Annotated in this window: 24 protein-coding genes; 2 read left to right on the top strand and 22 right to left on the bottom strand. The window is 46.5% G+C overall.

Annotation, left to right across the window (positions count from 1 at the left end; all coding sequences use genetic code 11):
* Window positions 1–202: transposase (locus tag BUA56_RS18200; protein ID WP_072854206.1), on the top strand; the 202-nt coding region annotated here is incomplete at its 5' end.
* Between the two features lie 232 nt (window positions 203–434).
* The gene (locus tag BUA56_RS18195) at window positions 435–1,877 is read left to right on the top strand and encodes an extracellular solute-binding protein (RefSeq protein WP_072854203.1); all 1,443 of its coding nucleotides are present in this window, start codon (window positions 435–437) and stop codon (window positions 1,875–1,877) included.
* A gap of 85 nt (window positions 1,878–1,962) precedes the next feature.
* Here BUA56_RS18195 and BUA56_RS18190 read toward each other — a convergent pair whose 3' ends face one another.
* The 22 genes from BUA56_RS18190 to BUA56_RS18080 all read right to left on the bottom strand — a co-directional run bounded on the left by BUA56_RS18190 (window position 1,963) and on the right by BUA56_RS18080 (window position 24,309).
* Window positions 1,963–2,646 (bottom strand): D-lyxose/D-mannose family sugar isomerase, encoded by a 684-nt coding sequence (locus BUA56_RS18190; RefSeq protein ID WP_072854202.1) that lies wholly within the window; start codon window positions 2,644–2,646, stop codon window positions 1,963–1,965.
* Between the two features lie 77 nt (window positions 2,647–2,723).
* The gene (locus BUA56_RS18185; RefSeq protein ID WP_084068094.1) at window positions 2,724–3,572 is read right to left on the bottom strand and encodes a MurR/RpiR family transcriptional regulator; all 849 of its coding nucleotides are present in this window, start codon (window positions 3,570–3,572) and stop codon (window positions 2,724–2,726) included.
* A gap of 134 nt (window positions 3,573–3,706) precedes the next feature.
* A complete protein-coding gene (locus BUA56_RS18180) occupies window positions 3,707–4,561 on the bottom strand; it encodes a class II fructose-bisphosphate aldolase (protein ID WP_072854201.1) in 855 nt (284 codons plus the stop codon).
* Between the two features lie 24 nt (window positions 4,562–4,585).
* Window positions 4,586–5,797, bottom strand: a complete 1,212-nt coding sequence (locus tag BUA56_RS18175) for an ADP-dependent glucokinase/phosphofructokinase (RefSeq protein ID WP_072854200.1) — start codon at window positions 5,795–5,797, stop codon at window positions 4,586–4,588.
* 36 nt (window positions 5,798–5,833) lie between these two features.
* Window positions 5,834–6,694 (bottom strand): ketose-bisphosphate aldolase, encoded by an 861-nt coding sequence (locus BUA56_RS18170; protein WP_072854199.1) that lies wholly within the window; start codon window positions 6,692–6,694, stop codon window positions 5,834–5,836.
* Window positions 6,695–6,739: 45 nt separating this feature from the next.
* A complete protein-coding gene (locus BUA56_RS18165) occupies window positions 6,740–7,345 on the bottom strand; it encodes a carbohydrate ABC transporter permease (RefSeq protein ID WP_341443517.1) in 606 nt (201 codons plus the stop codon).
* A gap of 234 nt (window positions 7,346–7,579) precedes the next feature.
* Window positions 7,580–8,461 (bottom strand): carbohydrate ABC transporter permease, encoded by an 882-nt coding sequence (locus BUA56_RS18160; RefSeq protein WP_072854197.1) that lies wholly within the window; start codon window positions 8,459–8,461, stop codon window positions 7,580–7,582.
* Between the two features lie 132 nt (window positions 8,462–8,593).
* Window positions 8,594–9,925 (bottom strand): ABC transporter substrate-binding protein, encoded by a 1,332-nt coding sequence (locus tag BUA56_RS18155; RefSeq protein WP_072854196.1) that lies wholly within the window; start codon window positions 9,923–9,925, stop codon window positions 8,594–8,596.
* A 729-nt stretch (window positions 9,926–10,654) separates the two neighbouring features.
* A complete protein-coding gene (lysS, locus tag BUA56_RS18145) occupies window positions 10,655–12,577 on the bottom strand; it encodes a lysine--tRNA ligase (RefSeq protein ID WP_072854194.1) in 1,923 nt (640 codons plus the stop codon).
* A 13-nt stretch (window positions 12,578–12,590) separates the two neighbouring features.
* A complete protein-coding gene (gene greA / locus BUA56_RS18140; RefSeq protein ID WP_072854193.1) occupies window positions 12,591–13,073 on the bottom strand; it encodes a transcription elongation factor GreA in 483 nt (160 codons plus the stop codon).
* A 186-nt stretch (window positions 13,074–13,259) separates the two neighbouring features.
* The gene (dusB, locus tag BUA56_RS18135; RefSeq protein ID WP_072854192.1) at window positions 13,260–14,228 is read right to left on the bottom strand and encodes a tRNA dihydrouridine synthase DusB; all 969 of its coding nucleotides are present in this window, start codon (window positions 14,226–14,228) and stop codon (window positions 13,260–13,262) included.
* An 11-nt stretch (window positions 14,229–14,239) separates the two neighbouring features.
* Window positions 14,240–15,016 (bottom strand): type III pantothenate kinase, encoded by a 777-nt coding sequence (locus BUA56_RS18130; protein ID WP_072854191.1) that lies wholly within the window; start codon window positions 15,014–15,016, stop codon window positions 14,240–14,242.
* Window positions 15,017–15,030: 14 nt separating this feature from the next.
* Complete coding sequence (locus BUA56_RS18125) at window positions 15,031–15,384, bottom strand: DUF6145 family protein (RefSeq protein WP_072854190.1); 354 nt, start codon at window positions 15,382–15,384, stop codon at window positions 15,031–15,033.
* A 26-nt stretch (window positions 15,385–15,410) separates the two neighbouring features.
* Window positions 15,411–16,394: a biotin--[acetyl-CoA-carboxylase] ligase gene (locus BUA56_RS18120; RefSeq protein ID WP_072854189.1), complete on the bottom strand. Its 984-nt coding sequence runs from the start codon at window positions 16,392–16,394 to the stop codon at window positions 15,411–15,413.
* Between the two features lie 10 nt (window positions 16,395–16,404).
* Window positions 16,405–17,340, bottom strand: a complete 936-nt coding sequence (argF, locus tag BUA56_RS18115; RefSeq protein ID WP_072854188.1) for an ornithine carbamoyltransferase — start codon at window positions 17,338–17,340, stop codon at window positions 16,405–16,407.
* Window positions 17,341–17,360: 20 nt separating this feature from the next.
* Entirely contained in the window at window positions 17,361–18,533 is a 1,173-nt protein-coding gene (locus BUA56_RS18110; RefSeq protein ID WP_072854187.1) for a patatin-like phospholipase family protein, read from the bottom strand.
* Window positions 18,534–18,640: 107 nt separating this feature from the next.
* Window positions 18,641–19,570, bottom strand: coding sequence for an SPFH domain-containing protein (locus tag BUA56_RS18105; RefSeq protein WP_072854186.1), 930 nt, complete (start codon window positions 19,568–19,570; stop codon window positions 18,641–18,643).
* A gap of 2 nt (window positions 19,571–19,572) precedes the next feature.
* On the bottom strand, window positions 19,573–20,004 hold the full coding sequence (locus tag BUA56_RS18100) for an NfeD family protein (RefSeq protein ID WP_072854185.1): 432 nt from the start codon (window positions 20,002–20,004) through the stop codon (window positions 19,573–19,575).
* A gap of 164 nt (window positions 20,005–20,168) precedes the next feature.
* Window positions 20,169–20,984 carry a cell wall hydrolase gene (locus tag BUA56_RS18095; protein ID WP_072854184.1) on the bottom strand — a complete coding sequence of 272 codons (816 nt, stop codon included), beginning with the start codon at window positions 20,982–20,984 and terminating at the stop codon, window positions 20,169–20,171.
* A gap of 385 nt (window positions 20,985–21,369) precedes the next feature.
* Window positions 21,370–22,824 (bottom strand): 4-alpha-glucanotransferase, encoded by a 1,455-nt coding sequence (malQ, locus tag BUA56_RS18090; protein WP_072854183.1) that lies wholly within the window; start codon window positions 22,822–22,824, stop codon window positions 21,370–21,372.
* A 15-nt stretch (window positions 22,825–22,839) separates the two neighbouring features.
* A complete protein-coding gene (locus BUA56_RS18085) occupies window positions 22,840–23,649 on the bottom strand; it encodes a TrmH family RNA methyltransferase (protein ID WP_072854182.1) in 810 nt (269 codons plus the stop codon).
* Between the two features lie 9 nt (window positions 23,650–23,658).
* Entirely contained in the window at window positions 23,659–24,309 is a 651-nt protein-coding gene (locus tag BUA56_RS18080; RefSeq protein WP_072854181.1) for a potassium channel family protein, read from the bottom strand.
* Between the last annotated feature and the right edge of the window lie 11 nt (window positions 24,310–24,320).

The raw sequence follows: 24,320 nt of genomic DNA, 5'->3' as shown, positions 1-24,320 counted from the left end.
AAGCATCCATGGAGCCCTGTTAAGAATGAACCGTTCGATTCAGGCAGAGGGAACATTTGGAATCATAAAAAATGACCGCTGGTATAAAAGAATCGTAAGAAGAGGAATCGAATCAGTGCGAATGGAGATATTTCTGGTTTCCATAGGCCATAATCTTTATAAATATCATAATAAGCAGATGAGACGACAGAAAGCAGCCTAAAAAGAAAAAGCAGTAATCTGTGGGGAGGGGGATTTTATGTCCTTTTTTACTCCCAAAAGGTATCTAAATACAATATAAGACCATCGACTATGCCGATGGTCTTATAAAAGGGGCTTTTTTCACAGCCCCTTTTTTTAAATAGATATTGTTTATTCGAACAACTTATGCTATGATATTAGCATACCGAAAAAGCTTTGTCAACGCTTTTTCAAAAAAGCAGGGAGAATGTAGTATGAATAGCAGAACACCAAAATATATCACCATTAAGAACAATCTGATTCATAAAATAGAAAGCGGCTGTTACCAGCCGGGGGATGCCATTCCTTCTGATAATGAATTAATGCGCACGCTGAATATTAGTAAAAGCACAATTACACAGGCATTAAAGACTTTGGAAGCAGAAGGCTATATCGTCCGGCAGCAGGGAAAGGGAAGTTTTGTCACTGATCGTTCCCAATTACAGACTGTTTTAAGGATTTATCTGTGCCCGATGGAAGAAAGTGAGAAACAATTCTGGACCCCCCTGATTGAGGCATTCAACGAAAGCAACCAGGGATTTACGGTAGAAGGAACTTTTCTGTCTAACCAAAAAGCTCCTCTGAGAGATACTCTGTTCCAGAGCTTTACCAGCGGAAATGCCCCTGATATCCTCTCTCTGGACGGTCCGGACGTTGCATACTGGGCGTATATGAACTCTCTTCTTCCGTTTGACGATTACATGGATGATGCCTTTTTAAGCTCATTTCTGGATCCCATCCTGCTGCAGGGGAGATTCCGGGGGAAATTATATCACCTTGGTTACACTGAATCCACCTTATGTATTCTTTATAACAAGGAACTGTTCCATTTTCTCGGCATCCGTATTCCCTCCGGTATAGATGATGCCTGGAGCTGGGACGAATTTCTTTCCGTATGCAAACTCATTAAGGAAAAGACCTCTTTTCCGTATCCGCTTCTTATGGATTCCGGGCGGGGCCTCTCCCCTAAGTCGGGGGAATGGAACAGCTATTCCGGTCTTCCTTTTATTCTGCAGAATAACGGCAGACTTTTTAATGATGATCTGACTAAAACTTCCGGTTATATCAATTCTCCGGAGTCGATTGCTGCAATGGACTGGCTTGGCAGCCTGTTTCACAAGTATAACTATACACATATTGAAGATGTCAGTGACAATTTTCCGAATAATTTTGCCATGAGTTTGTCTCTGCCGAACGCATATTTTGAGTCATTGAAAGAAAATGATAATATAGGCATTATTCCTCTTCCACACGGCAAAAAAGCCGCAATCCCTCACGGAAGCTGGGGGTTATGTATGTCCCGGCAAACCCGGCACCCGGAACAGTGCTGCCAGTTTATCCGGTATGTGTTCAGTCTGCAGAATCAGTTAAAGATCAGCAGGCTCACCGGTATTCCGGTATTAAAAGAAATTCATGAGGTAATGGATAGTTTTCAGAATGTCTCCAGCAATAACAATATACTGTTTTCCCAGCTGCGTCATTCATCCTTTACCAGACCGCAGACTCCGGCCTATCCATTCTTCAGCAAACAATTCGCCTACGCATACTATCACATTGCAACAGGAGCGGATGTCCGCAAAGAGCTGACCCATTTATCAGAACAAGTAGATGACCATCTGTTCCGCCATAATTACTATCTAAATGACAATATCGGCTGACATTAATTTGGGAAGAGTTTCTGTGTGAAGCTCTTCCCAACTGTCAGGCAGCGGATCTCTTTGTTTTTTGTGTCAGTCGCCAAGGCTACCGTGCCTTCGGATACTCCGTGCAAAGCAGGCGGTAAGGCTTTTCGTCCTCCTCTATTTCCGGAAAACGTCCGATTGGCTCATAGAAACAGTTATCATTTTCATCATCGTTGCACATGGATACCTCTCCCAATAATACTGAGCCTCCGGTCTCAGGAACAATAAAATCATGGTACATATATGGAGTAATCGTAATGCTCTGACCCGGTTTTAAGCAAACCTTAGTCCCTGCAGGAACTATCTCCGTCTTGCCGTCCGTATGTACAGTCACATCTGTGTCCAGCATGGATTTATCCTCTGCTCCATTGTATACAGTGATATAAATATCGTTCCCGCCCCGGTTTATAATATCCTCCATCTTGTTCCAGTGATAGTGCATGGGTGCAGTCTGCCCCTCATACAGCATCAGAAGCTTTTCCGCATATGGCTTTGGATATTTCTCCGGCATTTTTTGATTCCCGTTACGGATCGTAAGAAGCGAAAAGCCTACTTTATCAAAGTTTCCAAGACCATAATCTGTAATATCCCATCCCAGACAGTTGTCACGGACCTCGTCGTATTCGTGACCCAGGTCCTGCCATTCTTCCGCAGTCAGTTTTGCAAACGGCGGTATCTCAAATCTGTGCTCTGCAATTAATGCCTCCATGTCCTTAATTACTTCATTGATTCTTGAACGTTTCATACTGTAACCCATCCTTTCTTAATATCCAAATAGCAGGGCACCTGTCCCTGCTATCCGTTTCCTCGCCTTCAGCAAATTTATAGCTTATACTCTGATAAGATCATCTCAGGCCGGTCTGCCTGCTTTGTCTTAATCCATTCCTCATTTGTAACAAAGTTTAAAAGTGCATCAATAGTCGCCATCAGGTTTGTCTGTGCATAATCCTTGTAATAATTAAAGGGCTTATCCTCCCCGCTGGACAGCAGCACATAATCCGCGAGTTCAGAGACCGGTGATTCCACATAGTCAGTAATGGCTATCATCTTAATCCCTTTTTCCTTTGCCAATTCCATTCCCAGAATGACCGGTTTTGACGTACCGGATTTCGATATGGCTATCACAATATCATCCTGGTCCGCAAGGTTGACATGGTTCATAAAAAATTCCGCCGAGGATCCATAGGTACTCCTTATTCCAAGCCTTCCCAGCCGAAACCCCATATATTGTGACATCGAACATGTATTGCCGATAGCGATAATATGCGCTACGTTACATTTTTTCAGGAGATTCACGCAATTCCACATAATTTCAGCGTCCAATCTTCTGCCAATTGCAATCATATTTTCCGCATAGTCATGAAACAGCTTTTCTATAGCCCCGATACTCTTTGGAATCACTATGTCCTCGTACTGTTTCTTTCCCAAGTCTCTTGCAAGAGTAATCCGAAACTGATAATATCCTGTGTATCCAATATGATGGCACATGCGCACAACTGTAGCATCGCTTACTCCGCTCTGCTTTGCGATCTCCGAAACATTAGAGTCCACTGTCTTCTGTGGATTCTGCAGAACAAAGTCAGCAACCTTTTTTTCTGCTGCAAATATTTCGCCGTACTTTTGTTTTATCACATCAAGTACTTCCATCTGTAATATACTATCATTCTTCAAGGTTCTCTGCTCCATACATTATTTTTGTAAATACTTCGCGAATAATTATTGATTTAATAATATCACATATGCCATCCTCTGTCACCATCATTCCTGCGGGCACCCGTATCTTTGCAGCTTTTTCTCCCTTTCATTTAAAAATGACAAAGGGTTCTCAGGCGCTCCTCTAAGTAAGGCTGTAGTTTCCCCTGCACGTACTCCGGAAGATTAATAATTTTAACCGGGTCCGGGTTATCTGCATTCTCAAGAGAAAACGCCGCAACAGCATCATAATATCTGCCCAAAAATTCCGTTCCCAGATTAAATTTATTAATCCCCTTTGAGAAAGCAGTCAGCAGCTGGTCATCCGGTATGCCGCTGCCTCCATGCAGAACCAGCGATACGTCGGTAGCAGCATGGATTTCTTCCAGACGCGGTATATCCAGATGGGGAGTATCCTTATATTCGCCGTGTGCATTTCCGATGGAAACTGCCAGGGAATTCACGCCCGTCTCTCTGCAGAATTTTTCTGCAGCATCCGCCTTTGTATACAGATCCTCATTTGCATTATCGGAGGATGCCGCCGCCCCCACATGGCCAATCTCGCCCTCTACACATACCCCTGACTCCCGTGCCTTAAGAACCACTTTTTTGGTCAGTGCAATATTGGTATCCAGATCATTCATGGACCCATCAATCATTACAGATTCAAAACCTGCCCCTATGGTATTCATAACGGCATCATACGTAAAATCGTGATCCGCATGCAGCCCGATGGGCACTTTCACCTCGCCTGCCAGCTCCTTTACCATGGCCGCATAATTTGCAAATCCCGTTGTATGCTGAACGGTCACATGCTCCGGATACAGCATAACTATGGCCGGTGTGTTAGCTGCCTCAGCAGCATATACAACCGATCTGGCCATCGTATAATCCATGCAGATGAATGAGATTACCGCAGTATTGCTCTCCTTCGCCATCTTTAATATATTTTCTGTTTTCTCATACATTATGTTTTCTCCTTCATATGATGTCTAGTTTAATCTGCTTTCCTTCAGCAGCCCCGGCAGAAGCCCGCCGGCAAACGAATCGCCCAGGCCGACTACCGTCGGTTTTTCCACATAGCTTAAATCTTTACACGGGATACAGCAAATCTTATCTCCCAGACTCTCTCTCATTTGCTCACAGAACGCCGCACCTTCTGCCTTGTCCGGTATTTCTTTGGTCTGCTCAAAGTCTTTTACCGTAAAGCTGTCGCCGATCCTAAATCGTGTTGCCGCCATCGTAACTCCCCCCTCCAGAGCAGCCCGCATTATGCCTGCATTTTCCCCATAAGCCAATGCCCACGCGGCAGAATGAACCAGAATCAGCCTGATGCCTGAATTGCGGCAGACATATTTCACCGCATCCTCCACTGCTTTTGCGTCCAGTATATCAATTGACTTTCCGATATACTGCTGCAGTTCATCTTCATTCATGCTTAACACGTCAATCTGAGGCGCCAGCTGCCGGTGGACATAGGTGCGGAATTCCTTTTTTACATAACATCCGTCCTCCATGACTACAACCGCATCCTCCGGCAGATAGGAAAGCAGAGACTTTGTCTTCTCCATCCTGTCTCTGAGCACCTCTGAATCCAGAAGCTCCGAAAAGGATCCCAGAAGAAACACCTCGCATCCGCCAATCATTTTTCCGAATTCCTCCGGCAGAACAGGCATATGCAGGCTGTCTTCATCCCTCGAGATCAAGATCCGGTTCTCTCTGGGGGTAACAAAATCAATATCATTTGCCTGAATCCTCACGCCCTTATGGCATTGCAAAACAACGTGCGGATAGATCTTGTTCTGTTCCGGTCCCACGCCGGGAAGGATGCGGATACCCGGCGGCATCAGCCGTTTTACATGTTCATTGTAACAGCTGGTTTGCAGCACGCTGGGATAGCCCAGGCGATCCAGAATAATGCCGGCACGGGTGGGGGTCCCTCCTAAAGTCACCTCATACTCAAAATGATTTGCAAACTCCACACACATCTTGGATGTGTCCGGAACCATCTCACATCCGATTCCGGCCTGCAAATGTGCAAGGCTCATAATCCAAATTGCGCGTTCTGAATCCACTTCGATATCCAGTTTCAGCTCATCCGCGTGGATATCAAATGCCCTAATCTGTGCTTCTGCCACCTGTGTATCCCATTTGAGTTCGTAATCTACACATGTATGAAAGCCCAGTGCAATTTTCTCATTCATTCCGCAGTCTCCTTCGGTCTCATATCATCCTCAGCTCTAGTAAAGTGATGCTTTCCCTGATGCCTGGAAAAGTTCAATCTTGTCAAAAGCGACTTTCTTCATAGCTTCCACGCAGGGCGGCTGAATCTGGTTTGGTTCGCGAAGAGAAGCATCCTGAAGAACCTCTCGCATTTTCTCATAGTAAGCCGCTTTAATGTCGCTGGAAATGTTAATCTTATTTACGCCGTGCTCTACAGATTTCGCGATCTCGGAATCTTTATTCGAAGATCCTCCGTGAAGTACAAGGGGTACATCCACAACTTTTTTAATTTCATCCAGTATATCAATACGAAGCTCCGGTTTCTTATCTTTCGGATAAATACCATGGCAGGTTCCGATTGCAATCGCCAGACAGTCAATCCCTGTTTTCTCAATAAAATCCTTTGCCTGCATGGGATCTGTATATAAGATCTCATCCGGTGCCGTTGTTTCCACAGAATCTGTATTACCTATGGTGCCAAGTTCGCCCTCAACAGAGACGTCAACCGCATGGGCTGCCTCGCAGACCTTCTGACATGTAGCAACATTTCCCTCGTATGGCTGGCTGGAAGCATCGATCATGACAGAGGTAAATCCGGCGCGGATTGCGGTAATCACCTGCCCGAAGGTTCCGCCGTGATCCAGATGGATTACTGCAGGAACAGAAGAATTATGTACTCTCTCAACAATTCCCTTAACCATCTCAGGTGTAATATGACTTAATTCATCCGGATGAATCGCAATAATCACAGGTGCATTCTTTTCTTCCGATGCCTCCATGATGCCGTTAAACATATTGTAGTCACTAATGTTAAACGCAGGTACGGCAAAGTTGTTCTCATTTGCTACGGCAAGTAATTTTTTCATGTTCATTAACATAATCATTCTCCTCTTTTCTTTTCATTAATATATATCCATTTTCCATTAGCCCTTCACACCGCCGGAAGACATGCCGGCTATAAAGTATTTCTGGAAAAAGATAAACAGAATCAGTACAGGGATCGATCCCAGCACACTCATGGCCATCATCTGGCTCCAGTCATATGCATGCTGTCCCATGAGCAGGTTGATACCGATTGGAACTGTACGCATATCGGTTGTCTGTGTCAATGCCAGCGCAAACAGATATTCATTCCATGCCTGCATAAACGTGTACATTCCTACAGATACCATTCCCGGTATAGATATAGGTACTAATACAGACCAAAGGGCTTTCCATCTGGACCCGCCGTCGATCATGACCGCCTCGTCCAGCTCTCTGGACAAGGTATTAAAATACCCTGTCATCATTAAAATGCAATAGGGCAGCGTAGTGATCAGATAGGTAAGAATCAACGCAAAATATGTATTAAACAGTTTCATTGCAACGATCAGACCCATATATGGTATCAGCAGTACAATGGGCGGGATTGCCTGCACGCTGACAATCAGTGAATTGAAAACGCCTTTTCCCGGAAAATCGAATCTGCTGAATGCATATGCGGCAAGTATTCCAACAAACAGAGTCAGCAGCACTACGCATCCTGCCACAATATAACTGTTAATAAAAAACCTAACCTTTGTGGAGTCCGTCAGCACTGATGCGTAGGACGATAAATTGGCTGTCTTATCAAAAAATTTGGGCGGCCACGAGAAAATTTCCGAATTTGATTTTAGTGAAGAGCAGACCATCCACAAGATTGGAAATGCTGAGAACAGACCTCCCAAAATCAAAAGAATAGAAACTATGACCTTCGTCGTTTTTTTATAACTTCCAACCATCCCCTATTCCCTCACTTTCTTCTGCTGTCTCACATAGAATACGGCAATAAATATACAGACCACGAGCAATATGGTAGCTGCCGTTGCGGCCATACTGTAATCCACTTTCTGGAATGCTTTTTTGTAAATATATATACTCAACGTCTCTGTTGCATTTACCGGACCGCCGCCAGTTAACATCCAGATAACATTGAAGGACTGCAGTGTCCAGATAAAATCTAACATCGCGATACTAATCAAAATCGGTTTCAATTGCGGAATGGTTATATGCAGGAAGCTCTTAACGGCCGTTGAACCGTCAATAGCGGCGCTCTCATACAAGTCTCCGGAGATTCCCTGCAGGCCTGCAAGAATACTAATCATATAAAACGGATAGCCGCACCAGATATTGATAAAGCAGATAACTGCCAGCGCGATTGAGCTGTTGCTCAGCCACTCAGTATTTCGGGATATCTGCGGAAAGATCGACAGGAGATAATTTACAATACCCGACGGCTGTAACATCAGCTTCCACAGAATCGCAACAACGGATGCGGTAAATACCCATGGAAGAATATAAATAACACGGGCTATTGTTTTTGTCCTGCTTTTAAAATATTTGGAATTCAGCAGCATTGCAAACAGCATGCCCAGAATTAAATGTGCAACTACACTTACCACTACAAAAATTATGGTATTAGAAATTGCTCCTATATACTCGTTGTCTGCAAATATTGTTTTATAATTTTCCAATCCGACAAACTGCGGGTTCTGCGAGACGACAGCTTTATCCACAAAAGAGTAACCGATTACCATGCAGATAGGGATTACCATAAAAACAATCATAAGCAGTATCGTCGGGGCAAGATATCTGTATGGTGCAGTTTTCTTTCCTGTTAACTTCAAAATCAGTCCCTCCTATTATCCTATTTTAACTTTATGGACCAAAGATTCTTTCACTAAAGTTAAAGCTGCTTCTTAGAAATGGGGGGCAGGGATTACCCCCGCTCCCCATTCTTATTTTACTTCCTCAATTATTTACTTTCCTGCGGCGTCAAGGTAACCCTGCCAGTTAGAAAGCAGTGTGTCGATGTCAATTTTACCTTCAAGATATGTGGTCAGATCGTTTGTCATAGAGGTCATTACATCGGATGCGTTAGGAAGTCCAATAAATTCATTGATTACATAATTTTGTTTGTATAACTCATAGTAATCCTGGAACTGTTTTGGTGCCTTGCTGTAATCCGGTTCAGCAACCGTACTGTTCGGGAATGCTGACATTGTAGCTGCTAATCCTGCAGATGCAGAACCATCTTTTCCGTCAATGCCGCCAAGCAGGTAGTTGATAAACTTAGCTGCTTCTTCTTTGTTCTCGCAGGATTCTGAAATACCTACTGCCCAGCTTGCATAGCAGATACCGCTCTTGTCTTTGAAATCATCTTTTACCGGGATTGTAGTAGCCTCAAAGTTAATGTCTGTAAACTGACTCATAGTAGCTGCAGATGCCACTGTAAATGCACAGTTGCCTGCTGCAAAGTTACTTGTCATCTCAGACTCTTCCAGTGTGCTCATACCCGGATATAAAGAACCGTCATCGTAAAGCCCCTTAAACATCTCAGCAAGAGACGCAAGACCTGCATTGTCTTTTGTCTTGTATGCTCCGCTTTCATCCTTGAGACTGATTCCTGAACCCCAGCCGGTTCCCATAAATACGTTCTGGATTCCATTAGCGTTTGTGGTTCCAAGGTTTAACGCGAATGCAGATTTTCCTGCATCTGTGATCTTCTTACATGCGTCCTTCAGTTCAGTCCATGTGGTAGGAACTGTTTCAACTCCGGCCTCTTTCAGAATATCCATATTTACATACATCGGATATGCAAAGTTCAGGACAGGAACCACGTAGCCTGTACCATCTACTTTCCAGATGTCACTTGCAAGGCTGCTGTCTACACCTGCATCTTCTACGTTAGTCAGAACACCCATGTCAACAAATTCTGAAAGCCACGCACCATCCACGCTTATGATATCTGCGATGGTGCCATTTGTTGCGCCTGCTGTGATAGCTGTCTTTGTATCCGCCCATGGTGCTGTTAACAGCTCAACCTTCACGCCTGTCTCTTCTTCATATTTGGCACAAATATCATCCAAATATCCCTCCGGAAGTTCTGCGCCCCACCACTGCTGGAACTTCAGTGTCACATCACTTTTAGCGTCAGATCCGGTTTCATCGGCTTTTGCTTCCGTTTTGGTATCTGTTTCAGCATTTGTTTTTTCTTCTTCCTTGTTGTCTCCGCAGGCAGCCAGACTTACCATCATAATACCCATCAAACCAACGGCAAGTCCCTTTTTCATGATTGTTCTCAGTTTCATAATGACTCCTCCCTAATTTCGTCAAATATTTTTCCTTTTTTCCATTTCGCTCATCTCTAAGATGAATGCGCTAAATGAATGAACATTTCTCCCCGTAACTGCCGGTCCGCTCTATGCCGGGGAACACAGCGCTCTGCTGTGCCTTTCTGCAATGTTTGCATTCTGTGTGTTACAATTCCTTTCATATCCCCCGCTGTTCCATAAGATTTATATGAACCGGCAAAATCAGTAATCTTATATTCTGAGGGATTGTCTATCAACCACCTTCCCTGGGAACTCCTGACTTTGGATGATTCAGGAAACCCCTTTTTTATTTTCGCCTCCATGCATGTAATATAATTTCATATATTGTCGAAATTTGTATCTTTTAATGTCCGTTTTCATTAATCATGCATGTTTGACTGTTCTATTGTGTAATTTTATTTTATCACTATTTTGCAATAAGTCAACATTAACCTTTGCTATGATTTTATTTTTGTGCATTATGCACAACATAATTAATCGGCCGTTGAATTCATATGAAATAATATTTCTCATTCATCCAGAAATATTATTTCATGGCACGCACATCAGCCGGACAATCCCCTATTTTAGCCTCTTTTAGGCTTGCCTTTTACTTACAGTTCCGGCTCTTTTATGATCTGCGCATACAAAAAGACACCTTCCTAAAATTTCTTTTAGAAAAGTGTCCTTGCAATTCTGTCTATTTATATACTGATTCGCCGGGCTTTAATACAGCTTCGCTCCCGCGGGAATCCGGTCATCTACCATCAGAAGGTTTAACCCTTCTCTGCCCTCTTCCTCATGTACTGCCGAAATCAGCATACCTTCAGAATCAACGCCCATCATCTTTCTCGGCGGCAGATTTACAATAGCGATTGCCGTTTTTCCGATCAGCTCTTCCGGCTCATAATATTCGTGGATACCGCTTAAAATTGTGCGTTTCCGGTCTGTTCCGTCATTCAGGGTAAATTTCAATAGCTTCTTACTCTTCGGAACAGCTTCGCAGGCTTCAATCTTCACAGCGCGGAAATCCGATTTGCTGAAAGTATCAAAGTCAACCACTTCTTCAAAGAGCGGCTCAATCTTCACATTAGAAAAGTCAGGCTTCTCCTCTGCTTTTGCTGCAGCGGCCTTTTCAGCCTTTGCCTCGCCCTTTTTAGCGTCCAGAGACTTCATTGTCGGGAACAGCAGAACATCTCTGATAGCCGCTGAATCCGTCAGCAGCATAACCATCCGGTCAATTCCGAATCCGATACCCCCGGTCGGCGGCATGCCGATCTCCAGTGCGTTCAGGAAATCTTCATCTGTATGGTTTGCTTCTTCATCACCCTGAGCAAGAAGCTCTTCCTGTGCCTGGAAGCGTTCCCGCTGATCTATGGGGTCGTTCAGCTCCGAGTATGCGTTGGCCAGCTCCCATCCATTCATGAAGAACTCGAAGCGCTCCACATATTCAGGATTCCCCGGTTTCTTCTTTGTAAGGGGTGATATCTCAATGGGATGATCCATAACAAAGGTTGGCTGGATCAGATGCTCTTCCGCAAATTCTTCGAAGAACAGGCTCAGGATATCTCCTTTTTTATGCCTTTCTTCAAACGGTACGTGGTGTTCCCTGGCAGCAGCTCTTGCCTCCTCCAGAGTATGAATCTCATTAAAATCAACGCCTGCATACTTCTTCACCGCATCCAGCATAGTGATGCGCTCAAAAGGCCTGCCGAGATCCATCTCAACGCCGTTGTAGGTAATAGTTGTAGTACCCAGTACCTCCTGAGCTACAAAACGGTACAGATTCTCCGTAAGGTCCATCATGCCATTGTAGTCAGTGTACGCCTGATACAGTTCCATCAGAGTGAATTCCGGGTTATGTCTTGTGTCCAGGCCTTCGTTGCGGAATACCCGTCCAATCTCATATACCCGCTCCATTCCGCCTACAATCAGCCTCTTTAAATATAATTCCAGAGAGATTCTCAGCTTAAAATCCTCGTCCAGCGCATTAAAATGGGTCTCGAAGGGACGGGCAGCGGCTCCTCCCGCGTTGGATACCAGCATAGGTGTCTCCACCTCCAGGAATCCCTCCTGGCCCAGGTATCTGCGGATGGCGCTGATAATCTGTGAACGCTTGATAAACGTATCCTTGACTTCCGCGTTCATGATCAGATCCACATATCTCTGGCGGTAGCGGAGATCCGTGTTGGTCAATCCGTGGAACTTCTCAGGAAGGATCTGCAGACTCTTGGACAGCAGCGTAACTTCCGCAGCATGGAGGGAGATTTCTCCTGTCTTTGTCTTGAATACCTCGCCTCTGATCCCCACAATATCACCGATGTCCATCTTTTTAAAATCTTTGTAGGGTTCTTCCCCGACACTGTCCCTGGCCACATAGGATTGGATTCCCCCCTGCAGATCCTGAACGTTGCAGAAGGATGCCTTTCCCATAACGCGTTTGGACATCATACGGCCTGCGATACTTACCGTCTGTCCCTCCAGTGTCTCAAAGTTATCTTTGATTTCCTGGCTGTGATGTGTTACATCGTATTTTACAATTTCAAAAGGATTCCTGCCGTTAGCCTGAAGATCCGCAAGCTTCTCCCGGCGTACCTTTAATAACTGGTTAATATCCTGTTCCTGTGCATTTTTCTGCTGCTGTGCCACTTTTTCCACTCCCTTATACGTTTCTCTGTATTTCCAGAACTTTATATTCTATAATGCCGGACGGCATTTCCACACTCACCGTTTCCCCTGCTCTGGCTCCAATCAAAGCCTTGCCCACAGGAGACTCGTTAGAAATCTTTCCTTCCAGGCTGTTCGCCTCCGTTGATCCAACGATTTTAAACTCAATGTCTTCTTCATATTCAAAGTCGTGAACCTTTACCTTGCATCCAACGCCAATTTTCTCAAGATCCACTTCATCTTCCACTACGACTTCTGCGTTTTTCAGAATCTTCTCAATCTCTTCAATGCGGGCTTCAATATCGCGCTGCTCATCCTTAGCCGCATCGTATTCAGCGTTCTCCGACAAGTCCCCCTGCTCTCTTGCCTCTTTAATTTTCTGGGCCACTTCTTTTCTGCGGTATACCTTCAGGTCCTGAAGCTCATCCTCTAATTTTTTCAGTCCCCCATAGGTAAGCAAGTTCTTCTTTTCTTCCATGTCTTATTCTACACCCTTTCTTACATATTAAAATTCTTGTCTTTCATGTTAAAATTTATGTGATAAATGCTTAGACTTTTCCTTTTAACAATCACAGTATTATAGCGGATACCAGAGGGATTGTCAAGGTTTTTCATTAAGTCGCAATTGGGGACAGGCCACTCTCAAAAAGGGACAGGCCATGCCTCATTTGGGACGTGTTCTTTTTAAAAGGTACACGTCCCTCTCCAGGTCCTCCAGGCTCTCGATCTGGTTTACCCTCTCTCTCAGTCTAGCGGAATGAGGAAAGCCCGCGGTATACCAGGCTACATGCTTCCTCATCTCGCGGATCCCTGTATACTCGCCTTTGCACGCAATCTGCAGGCGGGCATGGCGGAGTATCATGTCTGATACTTCATCCACTGTTGGTTTGGGTTCTATTTCTCCTGTTTGGAAGTAGTGGAGAATCTGATGAAACAGCCAGGGATTCCCCCTGGCGGCGCGCCCTACCATGATTCCGTCGCATCCTGTCTCCTCCGCCAGTGCTTTTGCCCGCTCAGGGGAGTCTACATCCCCGTTTCCTATAACAGGTATGGATACTGCGTCTTTCACACGGCGTATGATGTCCCAGTCTGCCTTCCCTGAATAATATTGTTCTCTGGTTCTCCCGTGAACGGCAACTGCCGCTGCCCCGGCGTCCTCTATGATTTTGGCTGTCTCCACTGCGTTTACACTGTCTTCTGTAAAACCCTTCCGTATTTTAACGGTTACCGGCTTGGAGATTGCTTTCACTGTTTTGCTCACTATTTCATGAATCAGCCCCGGGTTCTTCATAAGTGCAGATCCCTCCCCGTTATTCACTACCTTAGGAACCGGGCAGCCCATATTAAGGTCCAGAATATCAAAGGGCCGTTCTTCGATTTTTTTCGCCATCTCACTGATAATATAGGGATCGGATCCGAACAGCTGAAGGGCGACAGGGTGTTCCCGCTCATCTATTTCCATGAGTGCCTCTGTATTTTTGTTCCCGAAATAGATGGCCTTTGCACTGATCATCTCCATACATAAAAGCCCCGCCCCCTGTTCCTTGCAAAGCAAACGAAAAGGCAGGTCGGTTACCCCTGCCATAGGTGCCAGAATCAGATTATTCTTCAATACTACGTTGCCAATCTGCATGATTTTGCTACCTATCTGTCTTTCTTTGTTTTCTCGTAAATGATTTCCAGTCCCTTCAGAGTTAACTGGGTGTCATAGATGTCGATCATATCTGTCTCATCGGCAATAATTTTACCCAATCCCCCGGTCGCCACTACCTTGAGATTAATTAGACCGGACTCCTCTTTTACCTTCTTAATAATATATTCAGTCTGACCAATGTATCCGTACACAAGCCCCGCCTGCATGCTGGTAATGGTCTCCTTTGCCAAAATAGAAACAGGCTTTTCAATGGTAATCTTAGGGAGCTTTGCTGCGTCCTCCCAAAGAGCCCTGGCGCTGATCTCAATCCCGGGAGAAGTGATGCCCGCCACAAAGCTTCCGTCCTCCGTAATCAGATCGTAGGTAGTAGCTGTTCCAAAGTCCAGAACAAGCACAGGTCCCCCGTACAGAGAGTATGCTGCCACGGCATCTACAATACGGTCCGCCCCAATTTCCTTGGGATTAACTGCGCTGACCCGGATGCCCGTCTTGGTTCCGGGACCTACATGAATGGGTTTTATGTCAAAGTATTTGATAATGCTGCTGCTGAGCGAGTGCATCACATCCGGCACTACGGAACTGATGATGACATCTTCAATCTCATGCCTTGAGATCCCTCTATACTCAAGCATATTACACATTAATATCCCGTATTCATCCGATGTCCGGGACATTCTGGTGGTCATCCGATAGGTCCCCATCAGTTCTTTTTCCCGGAATACCCCCAGGGTAATGTTGGTATTGCCTACATCGATTACTAGCAGCATGTCGTCTCCTCCTCTTATTCTGTATTTTCTCCGTTCTCTTCCATATCCTCTCCCAGGAAGAAAACCCGGTAATATAATTCCAGGGATTCCAGAAGCTCTCCCTTGGTTCTCTGCAGCTCTTTTATCTTAAGGGCGCTGCCAATCTCATCAAACATGGCATCCGCTTCCAGTGCTTCCACCTTAAATTCCAGGTTCCCGTCCTCATCATATTCCAATGTAAGTATTCCGCCCACATCCTGCGTAAACAGTACACACATAATATGAAGCTCGTCCTGAATAGACTGGGGAAGGGCGGCGAAATCCTGGTTAAAATAGTATTTTTCCTCATATGCGCTCGCACCGCACAATACTACTCTGTCATCATACATAGCCTTACCTCTATTTTCTGCAATTCTTACTCTGTATATCCATACAATCCGCGCACGGACACCTCACCGGCAAAGACCCTGGTCATAGTTCCGTCCGTTCTCTCCACCAGCAGTTCCCCTTTTTCATTAATTCCATGGGAAATGCCGGAATAGTGTCCCTTGGGATCCAGCACTTTTATCTCTTTTTTGCAGTTAATCAAAAGCTTCTGATAGTCCTCCAGAAGAAGCTTCAAATCCCCTGATTCCAGAAAACGTCCATAGTTTTCCTCAAACCTCTCCAGAACTCCTGCTATGAGGGCTGCACGGCTGTACATCCTGCCGCTCTCCAAAAAAAGAGAAGTAGCCACATCCTTAATCTCTTCGGAAAACTCCTTGGTATTCACATTAATGCCGATGCCAGTGACGACATATTCAATATATCCCATCTGCGCGCTCATCTCCGTGAGAATTCCGCACACTTTTTTTCCCGCCACTACAACATCATTGGGCCACTTAATCTGTGCCTCCAAACCAGTTTCCACGGCGATGGCCTGGGCTACACTGAGTCCAGCCACTATCGTAAGCATAGAAGCCTGCTCCGGACCGAACTCCGGGCGTATGAGGAGACTCATGGCAATGGTCGTGCCTCTGGGAGTCACCCAGCTTTTTCCCCTCCTGCCCTTCCCTTTTGTCTGGACATCGGCTACCGTAACCGTTCCGCTGGGAGCGCCGTCTTCTCCTGCCCTTTTCGCCCAGGTATTGGTGGAATCCACCTCATCCTGATACAAAAGATTCTGTCCCAGCCACCTAGTATTCAGGCGGCTTATAATCTCGCCTTTTTGTATAACATCCGGGGCCTCAACCATATGATAGCCCTTATTCTGAGCAGCCTCAATAACATATCCCTGCTCCCGCAGCTGCTTTACAGCCTTCCACACGGCGGTGCGGGAGACGCCCAGAATCTCGCACAGCTCCTGTCCGGAAACATATCCCGGCGCCTCCCTCAATATCCTTAATAGTTCACCTTTCATAATAGAACAGCTACTCTCCTAAGGTTGCCACCATAACTGCCTTAATGGTGTGCATACGGTTCTCAGCTTCATCAAATACCACAGACCGGGCAGACTCAAATACCTCTTCTGTCACTTCATTTCCCTTCACAGCCGGGAGGCAATGCATAAAAATGGTGCTGTCCTTGCCGGTCTTTTCCATAAGCGCTGCATTTACCTGATAAGGCTTCAGGAGCGCCACACGCTCTGCTGCCTTGCTCTCCTCTCCCATGGAACACCACACATCCGTGTAAATGACATCTGCCCCTGCCACATCATCCGTGGATTCTGAGAGGGTAATAGAAGATCCGGCCTGATCCGCATATCCCTTGCAGAGCTCCACAAGGTCCTCCCTGGGCCACAGGGCTTTGGGCGCTACAATGGTGAAATTAACCCCCATCTTGCCGCAGCCAATCATAAGGCTGTTTGCCATGTTATTTCTCCCATCCCCCAGATAGACAAAGTTCAGCCCTTTTAAGGTTCCCAGATGTTCCATCATAGTCAGGAAATCCGCCAGAATCTGGGTAGGATGATAGTCATCGGTAAGCCCGTTCCAAACAGGAACCCCGCTGTACTTAGCCAGCATCTCCACGTGCTCATGCTTGAATCCCCTGAATTCAATCCCGTCAAACATACGTCCCAGAACCCTCGCCGTATCCTCAACACTCTCCTTGGCTCCCAGCTGGATATCGTTGGTTCCGAGATATTCCGGATGTGCGCCCTCATCGGTACAGCCTACGGTAAACGCACATCTGGTGCGGGTAGACGGTTTTTCAAAAATCAGTGCTATATTCTTTCCTTTCAGGCTGTTTCCCAGAATTCCCTGCTTTTTCTTAGCCTTCAGATCAGCTGCCAGATCCAAAAGTCCCTGGATCTCCTCCGGCGAAAAATCCTTAAGTGTTAAAAAATTACGTCCCTTTAAATTCATTCTCTTATCCTCCTGGTTATTTATATTAATATATCCTTAGAAATTATCTGCACAAACGCAGGCACAGGATCTCCCACAAGGCGGTACAGTTTTCTGTTCACCTCATGCTGCAGCTCTTTCAGCGTATAAATTCTGTACTTCTGCACTCTGCACATCTTTGCCGTGGCCTCAAGCATCGTCAGATACAATTCTCTGTAAGTCCATTCCTTCCCCAGCTTTAGTTCGGATGCAATCGCAGGAAGTATGTCTTCTATAAGCGTTCTCACTTCCATTCCCTCTGCCGGTTCCATGTGATAGGTTTCCAGAAGATAGTCCATAATGATTCGGTCCACGTCAATCAGCTGCTTTAAATAATAACACTCTTCCTGGTTTTCTTCAATATAATATATTCGACCCTCCAGACCATAGATAGTCCGCATGGCATCATAATAGCCGATCCGCATATTCCTCCGGCTCTTCTTACTGTCAAAATCAATGATATTTCCCAGCTGAACTCTGGGAGCAATGGTGATCAGATTCGCATCCTCCGGCAGCTTTACCTTCTTTTCTCTGCCCACTCCATAGATTCGAATCATAATGATATCTTTGTATCCCCTATCCACCAGAGAACCCAGCGGAACGTTATTTATAGCCCCTCCGTCAATATATCTCTTTCCCCGGATCTTTTCATTTTTAAATATGGGAAACAGATAGGCACTGGCAAGAAGAAAATCCTTCATGAGAGATTTGTCTACCTTTTTCAGATCAACATCCAGCTCCTTAAGTTCATCTACACAAAAAGTTAATACGTAAAGCTCTATGGGGGAGGACAGGATGGCATCCTCGTCAATATTTTTGGCTATCAGCTCCTTCAGGGGGGTAATATCCACCCCTCCTTCCGTTATAAACGCCAGACCATCGCCGAGGGCTTCCGCAAGGCCCAGCTCCCCGTTAAATAGCTGCGCCATTTTCTCATCATCCACATCCATAATCCTGGAATATGATATGGTTTCCCACACGTCCTCCGCATTTTCCAGATCTCCCATGCACATAAGAGCACCGTTCAGCGCCCCCACACTGGTGCCTGCAATCCCTTTGATCTTAACACCGGCTTCCACCAGGGCCTTCCACGCGCCAATCTGGTATGCTCCCTTCGCTCCGCCCCCCTCAAGCACGATTCCATATTCTTTTGTCATGTCTATTACTGGTAACATAGGACCGCCTCCCTGCTGCAATTTGACCGGTTTACCGTCCGGTGTGGTTCAGGATAGCAAAGAACGGACGTATCGTCAGTGATACCTCCGTTCCCGATGTTCGGTTTCTATTTTTCCTTATCCTTCATAACCTCGGCCAGCGAGGATGCAAGTCCTGCGATCCCCTGAATATCTGAAGGAATAATAATCTTAGTTGCCTTGCCGTCAGCCGCCTTTTCGAATGCCTGCAGACTCTTGATGGTCAGCACCGCATTGTCCGCTCCGGCCTCCCGGATCATGCGGATTCCCTGTGCATTCGCCTCCTGGACCTTCAGAATCGCCTCTGCCTGCCCCTCTGCCTCACGGATCATCTTTTCCTTCTCAGCCTCAGCCCTCAGGATAGCAGCCTGTTTCTCAGCCTCAGCGTCCAGGATAACGGATTCTTTTTTACCTTCCGCTACTAAAATGGTGGATTTCTTCTCCCCCTCAGCGATAAGGATTGACTCCCTCCGCTCACGCTCTGCCTTCATCTGTTTCTCCATGGCATCCTGAATAGCTGACGGAGGAATAATATTCTTAAGCTCCACGCGATTCACCTTAATGCCCCATGGGTCTGTGGCTATATCCAGGGATGCTCTCATCTTTGTATTGATAATCTCTCTGGATGTAAGCGTCTCGTCCAGTTCCATATCACCGATAATATTTCTCAGAGTAGTCGCTGTCAGATTCTCTATGGCCATAATAGGGTTCTCCACGCCATAGGCGAAAAGTCTCGGGTCAGTAATCTGGAAGAATACTACTGTATCAATTCTCATGGTTACATTATCCTTGGTAATAACCGGCTGGGGAGCAAAATCCACCACCTGTTCCTTGAGATTCACTCTCTTGGCTATTCTCTCTATAAAAGGAATTTTAAAATGGATGCCAACGCCCCATGTGCCCCGGAACATACCGAGACGTTCTACAACAAGAGCATGTGCCTGGGGAACAATTTTTACACAAGATGCCAGTACAATCAATGCCAGGATGATAAAGACTAATAAAACGATAAATCCCATAACTAGTTCTCCTCTTCTACAATCAGTTTTACGCCCTCAACGGTTACTACATTTACAATCGCATCCTTAGGAATAATTTTGCCGTTCTGGGATCTGGCAGTCCACTCAAGGCCGTTCATCCTCACCTGCCCAGTTCCCTGAATATTATTGATCTCCTGAAGAACCACTGCCTTCTGCCCGGGAAGACTTTCCACATTGGTCTTTTCCACCTTCTTGTTGAGCAATCGGGCAGCTGCCGGTCTTGTAAATACTAAAAGAATGAAAGATACAACAATAAACAGTGTAATCTGCAGCCACAAAGGACCTCCCACCAGGGAAACGAGAAATGCAACGAGGGCTCCGCCGGCAAACCAGATCGTTGTAAGCCCCAAAGTCGCAATCTCAATAATCAACAGTACTGCCAGAATCACAAGCCATATAATAGGTACTTGCATAATATCACCCCTCTTTGTCCGTTATTATTTTTGCTCATTCTTTGTTATATCATACTATAACAGACACAAAAATACAATGGGGGACGTGTTCCTTTCAAAAAGAACACGTCCCCTTTTGCACTCAGGGTGTCCCAGAATCGAACAGCCCTGTCCCTATCTAGTTTTTAATAAAAATGCTGATTTCCTATCTGTATTCCCTTACCGCTTCCGGCGCTGAAAAAGAGCTTATCTCCGACGGTATTGGCTCCGTTTAATACATCTCTGGCAGCCTCGTAACAGTCCTCCCTGGCCCCTCTTGAGAGTACCCGGGAAAGTTTTCCGCTGGCAACCGGTGAAAACTGGCCTCTCTGGTAGATAACCTCAGAGATGGTGTTTGGGAATTTGCTGCTGTTTACTCGGTTCATAACTACCGCGCCAACTGCAACTTTTCCTTCGTAGCTCTCCCCTCCGGCCTCACATTCTATAATGGCGGCCATGAGATCCAGGTCATCCTGGCTGACGGAAGCTGCTGTCTCCGTAGTTTCTTCACTTTCCTGCTCCTGGCTTCCCGACTCCTCCTGGGGTGCTTCCGTCTCCTGGGGACGGGTATCTATTACTTCTGCCCATACAGATATGTCTTCCGTGCCATAGGTACTAACATAGAGATCTCTTGCCGCTTCCTCGGATACCAGAAGGTCTCCGCGTATGTACCCTTCCACATCACCGGAAGATACCTGAATCCATCCGTCCTTTTCCCCAACCGCTACAGCTACGCCGCCTTTGGGAAGACGTCCCACTCTCTGACTGTTGATAGATGCATCCACCCGGATATTGGCATAAGTGTTAACATCTGCTGCTACTTTATCTGTCCAGACCGCTTCTGTCTGGGTGTTATCGGGGGTATCGCCTGTGGTATCCGCGAAGGTGGGAACTGTCATTGCCAGGGACAACGCCAGTGCACCGCCCATACTGTATACTACATGTTTTGTTCTTGCTCTCATACTTACCTCCTGAACAATTTCTATAATTTTTAATTTTGTTTTTTGAAATTGTTACAAACTTATTAATTTTTGTTACGGATGTATTGTAGCAAGATTACGTATTATTGTCAAGCGGGTATTTTCTGTCACTTTTTGGAAAGGGGGGGACGGAAACCGGCAGGGCCCGGGGATGGGAAGGCAAAGGCAGAGATGCTTGCTGCTTCATTTCTCCTCAGCTAACTGCCTGGCCGTTCACTAAGAATCTCAGGAGAGCCTTCGATTCTAAGTAACCGCCGGCAGTGGATCTTCGGACGCATTCCGCAGTCTGCGCATCTCTGCCTTTGCCTTCCCATCCCCGGGCCCTGCCGGTTTCCTGGATATACAAGACGATACTTCTTATTTTTTGTTATGTTCTGTTAAAGTATGGAGTCCATTTTTTTAATGCCTGCCGCATTTCCTGGTAATCCGGAAGTTTCCATTCCCAGTTGGGGCTTCCCACGGTGGATGGGGTGTTTAGTCTTGCACAGCTGTCATACTCCAGCAGGTCTGCGGCGGGGAGGATCGCGTATTCGGCTGGGCTGGACAAGGCATAGGCTATGAGACGGCTGGCAGGAGTTCTGTTTTTAAAACCTTTTTTCCTCAGAAATCGGCGGATTTTTCGTTTTCCGGCAGGCGTTTGTTCCTGATACCAGCCACGGATGGTGTCGTTATCGTGGGTTCCGGTGTAGATAATCATATTTTCTGTATCCCTGAACCTATCCCTGGCATATTTTCCCCGGGTGTCTATGGTAAATTGAAGAATCTTCATTCCCTTCAGATGATAGTGTTCCTTCAGCGTGTAAACCTGAGGGCGGAGCTCTCCCAGATCCTCCGCAACCAGGGATATCCCGGGAATCTCCCGGTAAAGGGTATCTAAAACCTCATATCCGGGGGCCTCCACCCACTCACCTTCGATGGCAGTGGGACAGGTTGCGGGAATCTTCCAGAATGTGTCGAAGGCCCTGAAATGATCAATCCGGACAATGTCAAACAGACGGCTGTTATACGCCATACGGTCTGTCCAGAAACGGTACCCGTTTTCTCTCATATAGCTCCAGTCATAGATAGGATTCCCCCACCTCTGGCCGTCAGCGCTAAAATAATCCGGCGGCACTCCGGCGATAAAAGACGGCTTTCCCTCCGCATCCAGAAGGAAGTTCTCTTTCTGCGCCCAGACATCCACAGAGTCCACCCCCACATAAAAAGGAACATCTCCCATAATCCGGACTCCCTTTTCATTGGCATACTGCTTCAGCTTCATCCACTGACGGTAAAAAACATATTGAAGGAATATCTGGTATCGGATCTCTCCCTCATAAGGCGCAATATCTGCCTTCCTGTCTTCCGGCCATGCTTTGAGCTCTGCAGGCCAGATATTCCAGCAGGCATCACCCTCCGCCCTGCGGAATGCCCGGAATACCCCATACTCTCTTACCCAGTCCTGCCTCGCAAACTCCAGAAATTCTTCATTCTCCTGAAATGCCGCAAATGCATTTCTCAAAATAACATCCTTATACGCCCTCACCTTCCCATATTGGATGCGCTGTCCGTCTTTCCAGGATCCGGCGGGGGGAATGTCTGTCAGCAGCCCTTCCTGCCTCAGTTCCTCCAGACTGATATAAATTTCATCTCCGGCCTTAGAAGAATAAGGCTGATAAGGAGAATTCCCATATCCCAGAGGATTTAAGGGAAGGATCTGCCAGATCCCTGCCCCGGCCTTTGCAATCATATCAATCCATTCATACGCAAAAGCCCCCAGTTCTCCAACCCCTGTACAGGAAGGAAGAGATGCAACCGGGAGCAAAATACCCGTTTCTTTCATTGTGTTCCGCCTCCTTTAGCCTCTTCTCTGCCTGTATGCCTCATAGGCCAGGATCCCGCACGCCATAGCGGCATTCAGAGACTCTACCTGTCCGCACATAGGTATTTTAATCTTCACATCCGCCCCAAATGACAGCGCATCGGACAGACCGTTTCCTTCGTTCCCGATCAAAAATCCTGTCCCCCCGGTATAGTCCTGTCTGTCGTAGTCACTGACTCCCTGAAGGTGAGCGGCATAGGTAGTAATCCCTGCCTCCTTCAGCCGGGGCAGGATCCCTAAAAGAGAATCCGTATAGAGAAACGGAACCCGGTAAACAGAGCCCATGGTAGACCGTATTACCTTAGGATTATAGATGTCCACAGTGTTTCTGCTCATGATCACGCCGGTGACCCCGGCCCCCTCTCCGGTTCTCAGGATAGTTCCCAGATTCCCCGGATCCTGAAGATCTTCCAGCAGAAGAAGAAAGGGTGTCCCATCTTTGGTATTCCCGCCGAGAATCTCCTCCAGGGTATACGCCATCTGCCGCATGACACAGAGAATCCCCTGGGGGGACATGGTATCCGAAAGACCTTTAAACACTTTGTCCTCCACCACTTCTGTCCCCTGACAGTCCGGGCCGAACCCCTTACTCTCCAGCAAATCCCTGTGCTCCGATTTTTCCAGAAAGCTCTGGGAACAATATACCTTCTTAATGTTATCCCGGGGGGCCTCGGCGAACATTTTGCTGCCCTCCACCACAAAAAGCCCCTGCTCCTTCCGGGCCCTGGGCTTTTTCTCCAGCTGTACAATATTCTTAATCTGGGGATTGGATGTACTGGTAATCATATCTTCCACCTACCTCTGCAATCTGGCAAGACTCTCATTCTCACCCACTATCATTAACGTCTGTTCTTCGAGAAACGGTTCGTCCGGCTTTACATTCACCTGGACATCGTCCCCTACCTTCACGCCGACTACATTTACCCCAAATTTATCCCTGAGGTTCAGCTCGATTAAGGTTTTCCCTACCCATTCCTCAGGCACCGGCAGCTCAGCCAGACTAAACTTGGAGGAAAGCTCAAAAAAGTCAACAAATCCCCCTGACATCAGGTTCTTGGCAACCCTGGTTCCCATGGACCATTCCGGATGGATGATCTCATCTGCTCCTACCTTCTTCAGGATAGTTGCGTGGAGCTTGTTCACAGCCTTCGCCATCACATACTTCACGCCTGCCTCCTTGGCAAATATAGTAGCCATAATACTGGCCTCCATATTTTCAGCAACCCCCACAATCACCACATCCACATTGGAGATTCCGAGGGATTCCAGGACTCCCGTCTCTGTAATGTCTGCCCGGGCCGCATAGGAAACCTCCTTGGCAATGCTATGCACAATTTCTTCATCTGTATCCACTGCCATCACCTCAAATCCGGCTTTTGCCAGTGTCTCTGCCACTGCATATCCAAACTTCCCCAGGCCGATAACTGCGTAGGATTTCTTTCCCATATTCGTACCTC

The sequence above is a fragment of the Lactonifactor longoviformis DSM 17459 genome (assembly GCF_900129135.1).
Taxonomy (GTDB): Bacteria; Bacillota; Clostridia; order Lachnospirales; family Lachnospiraceae; genus Lactonifactor; species Lactonifactor longoviformis.
Note: the sequence above shows the minus strand (reverse complement) of the source record. Positions and strands in the feature narration are given on the sequence as shown.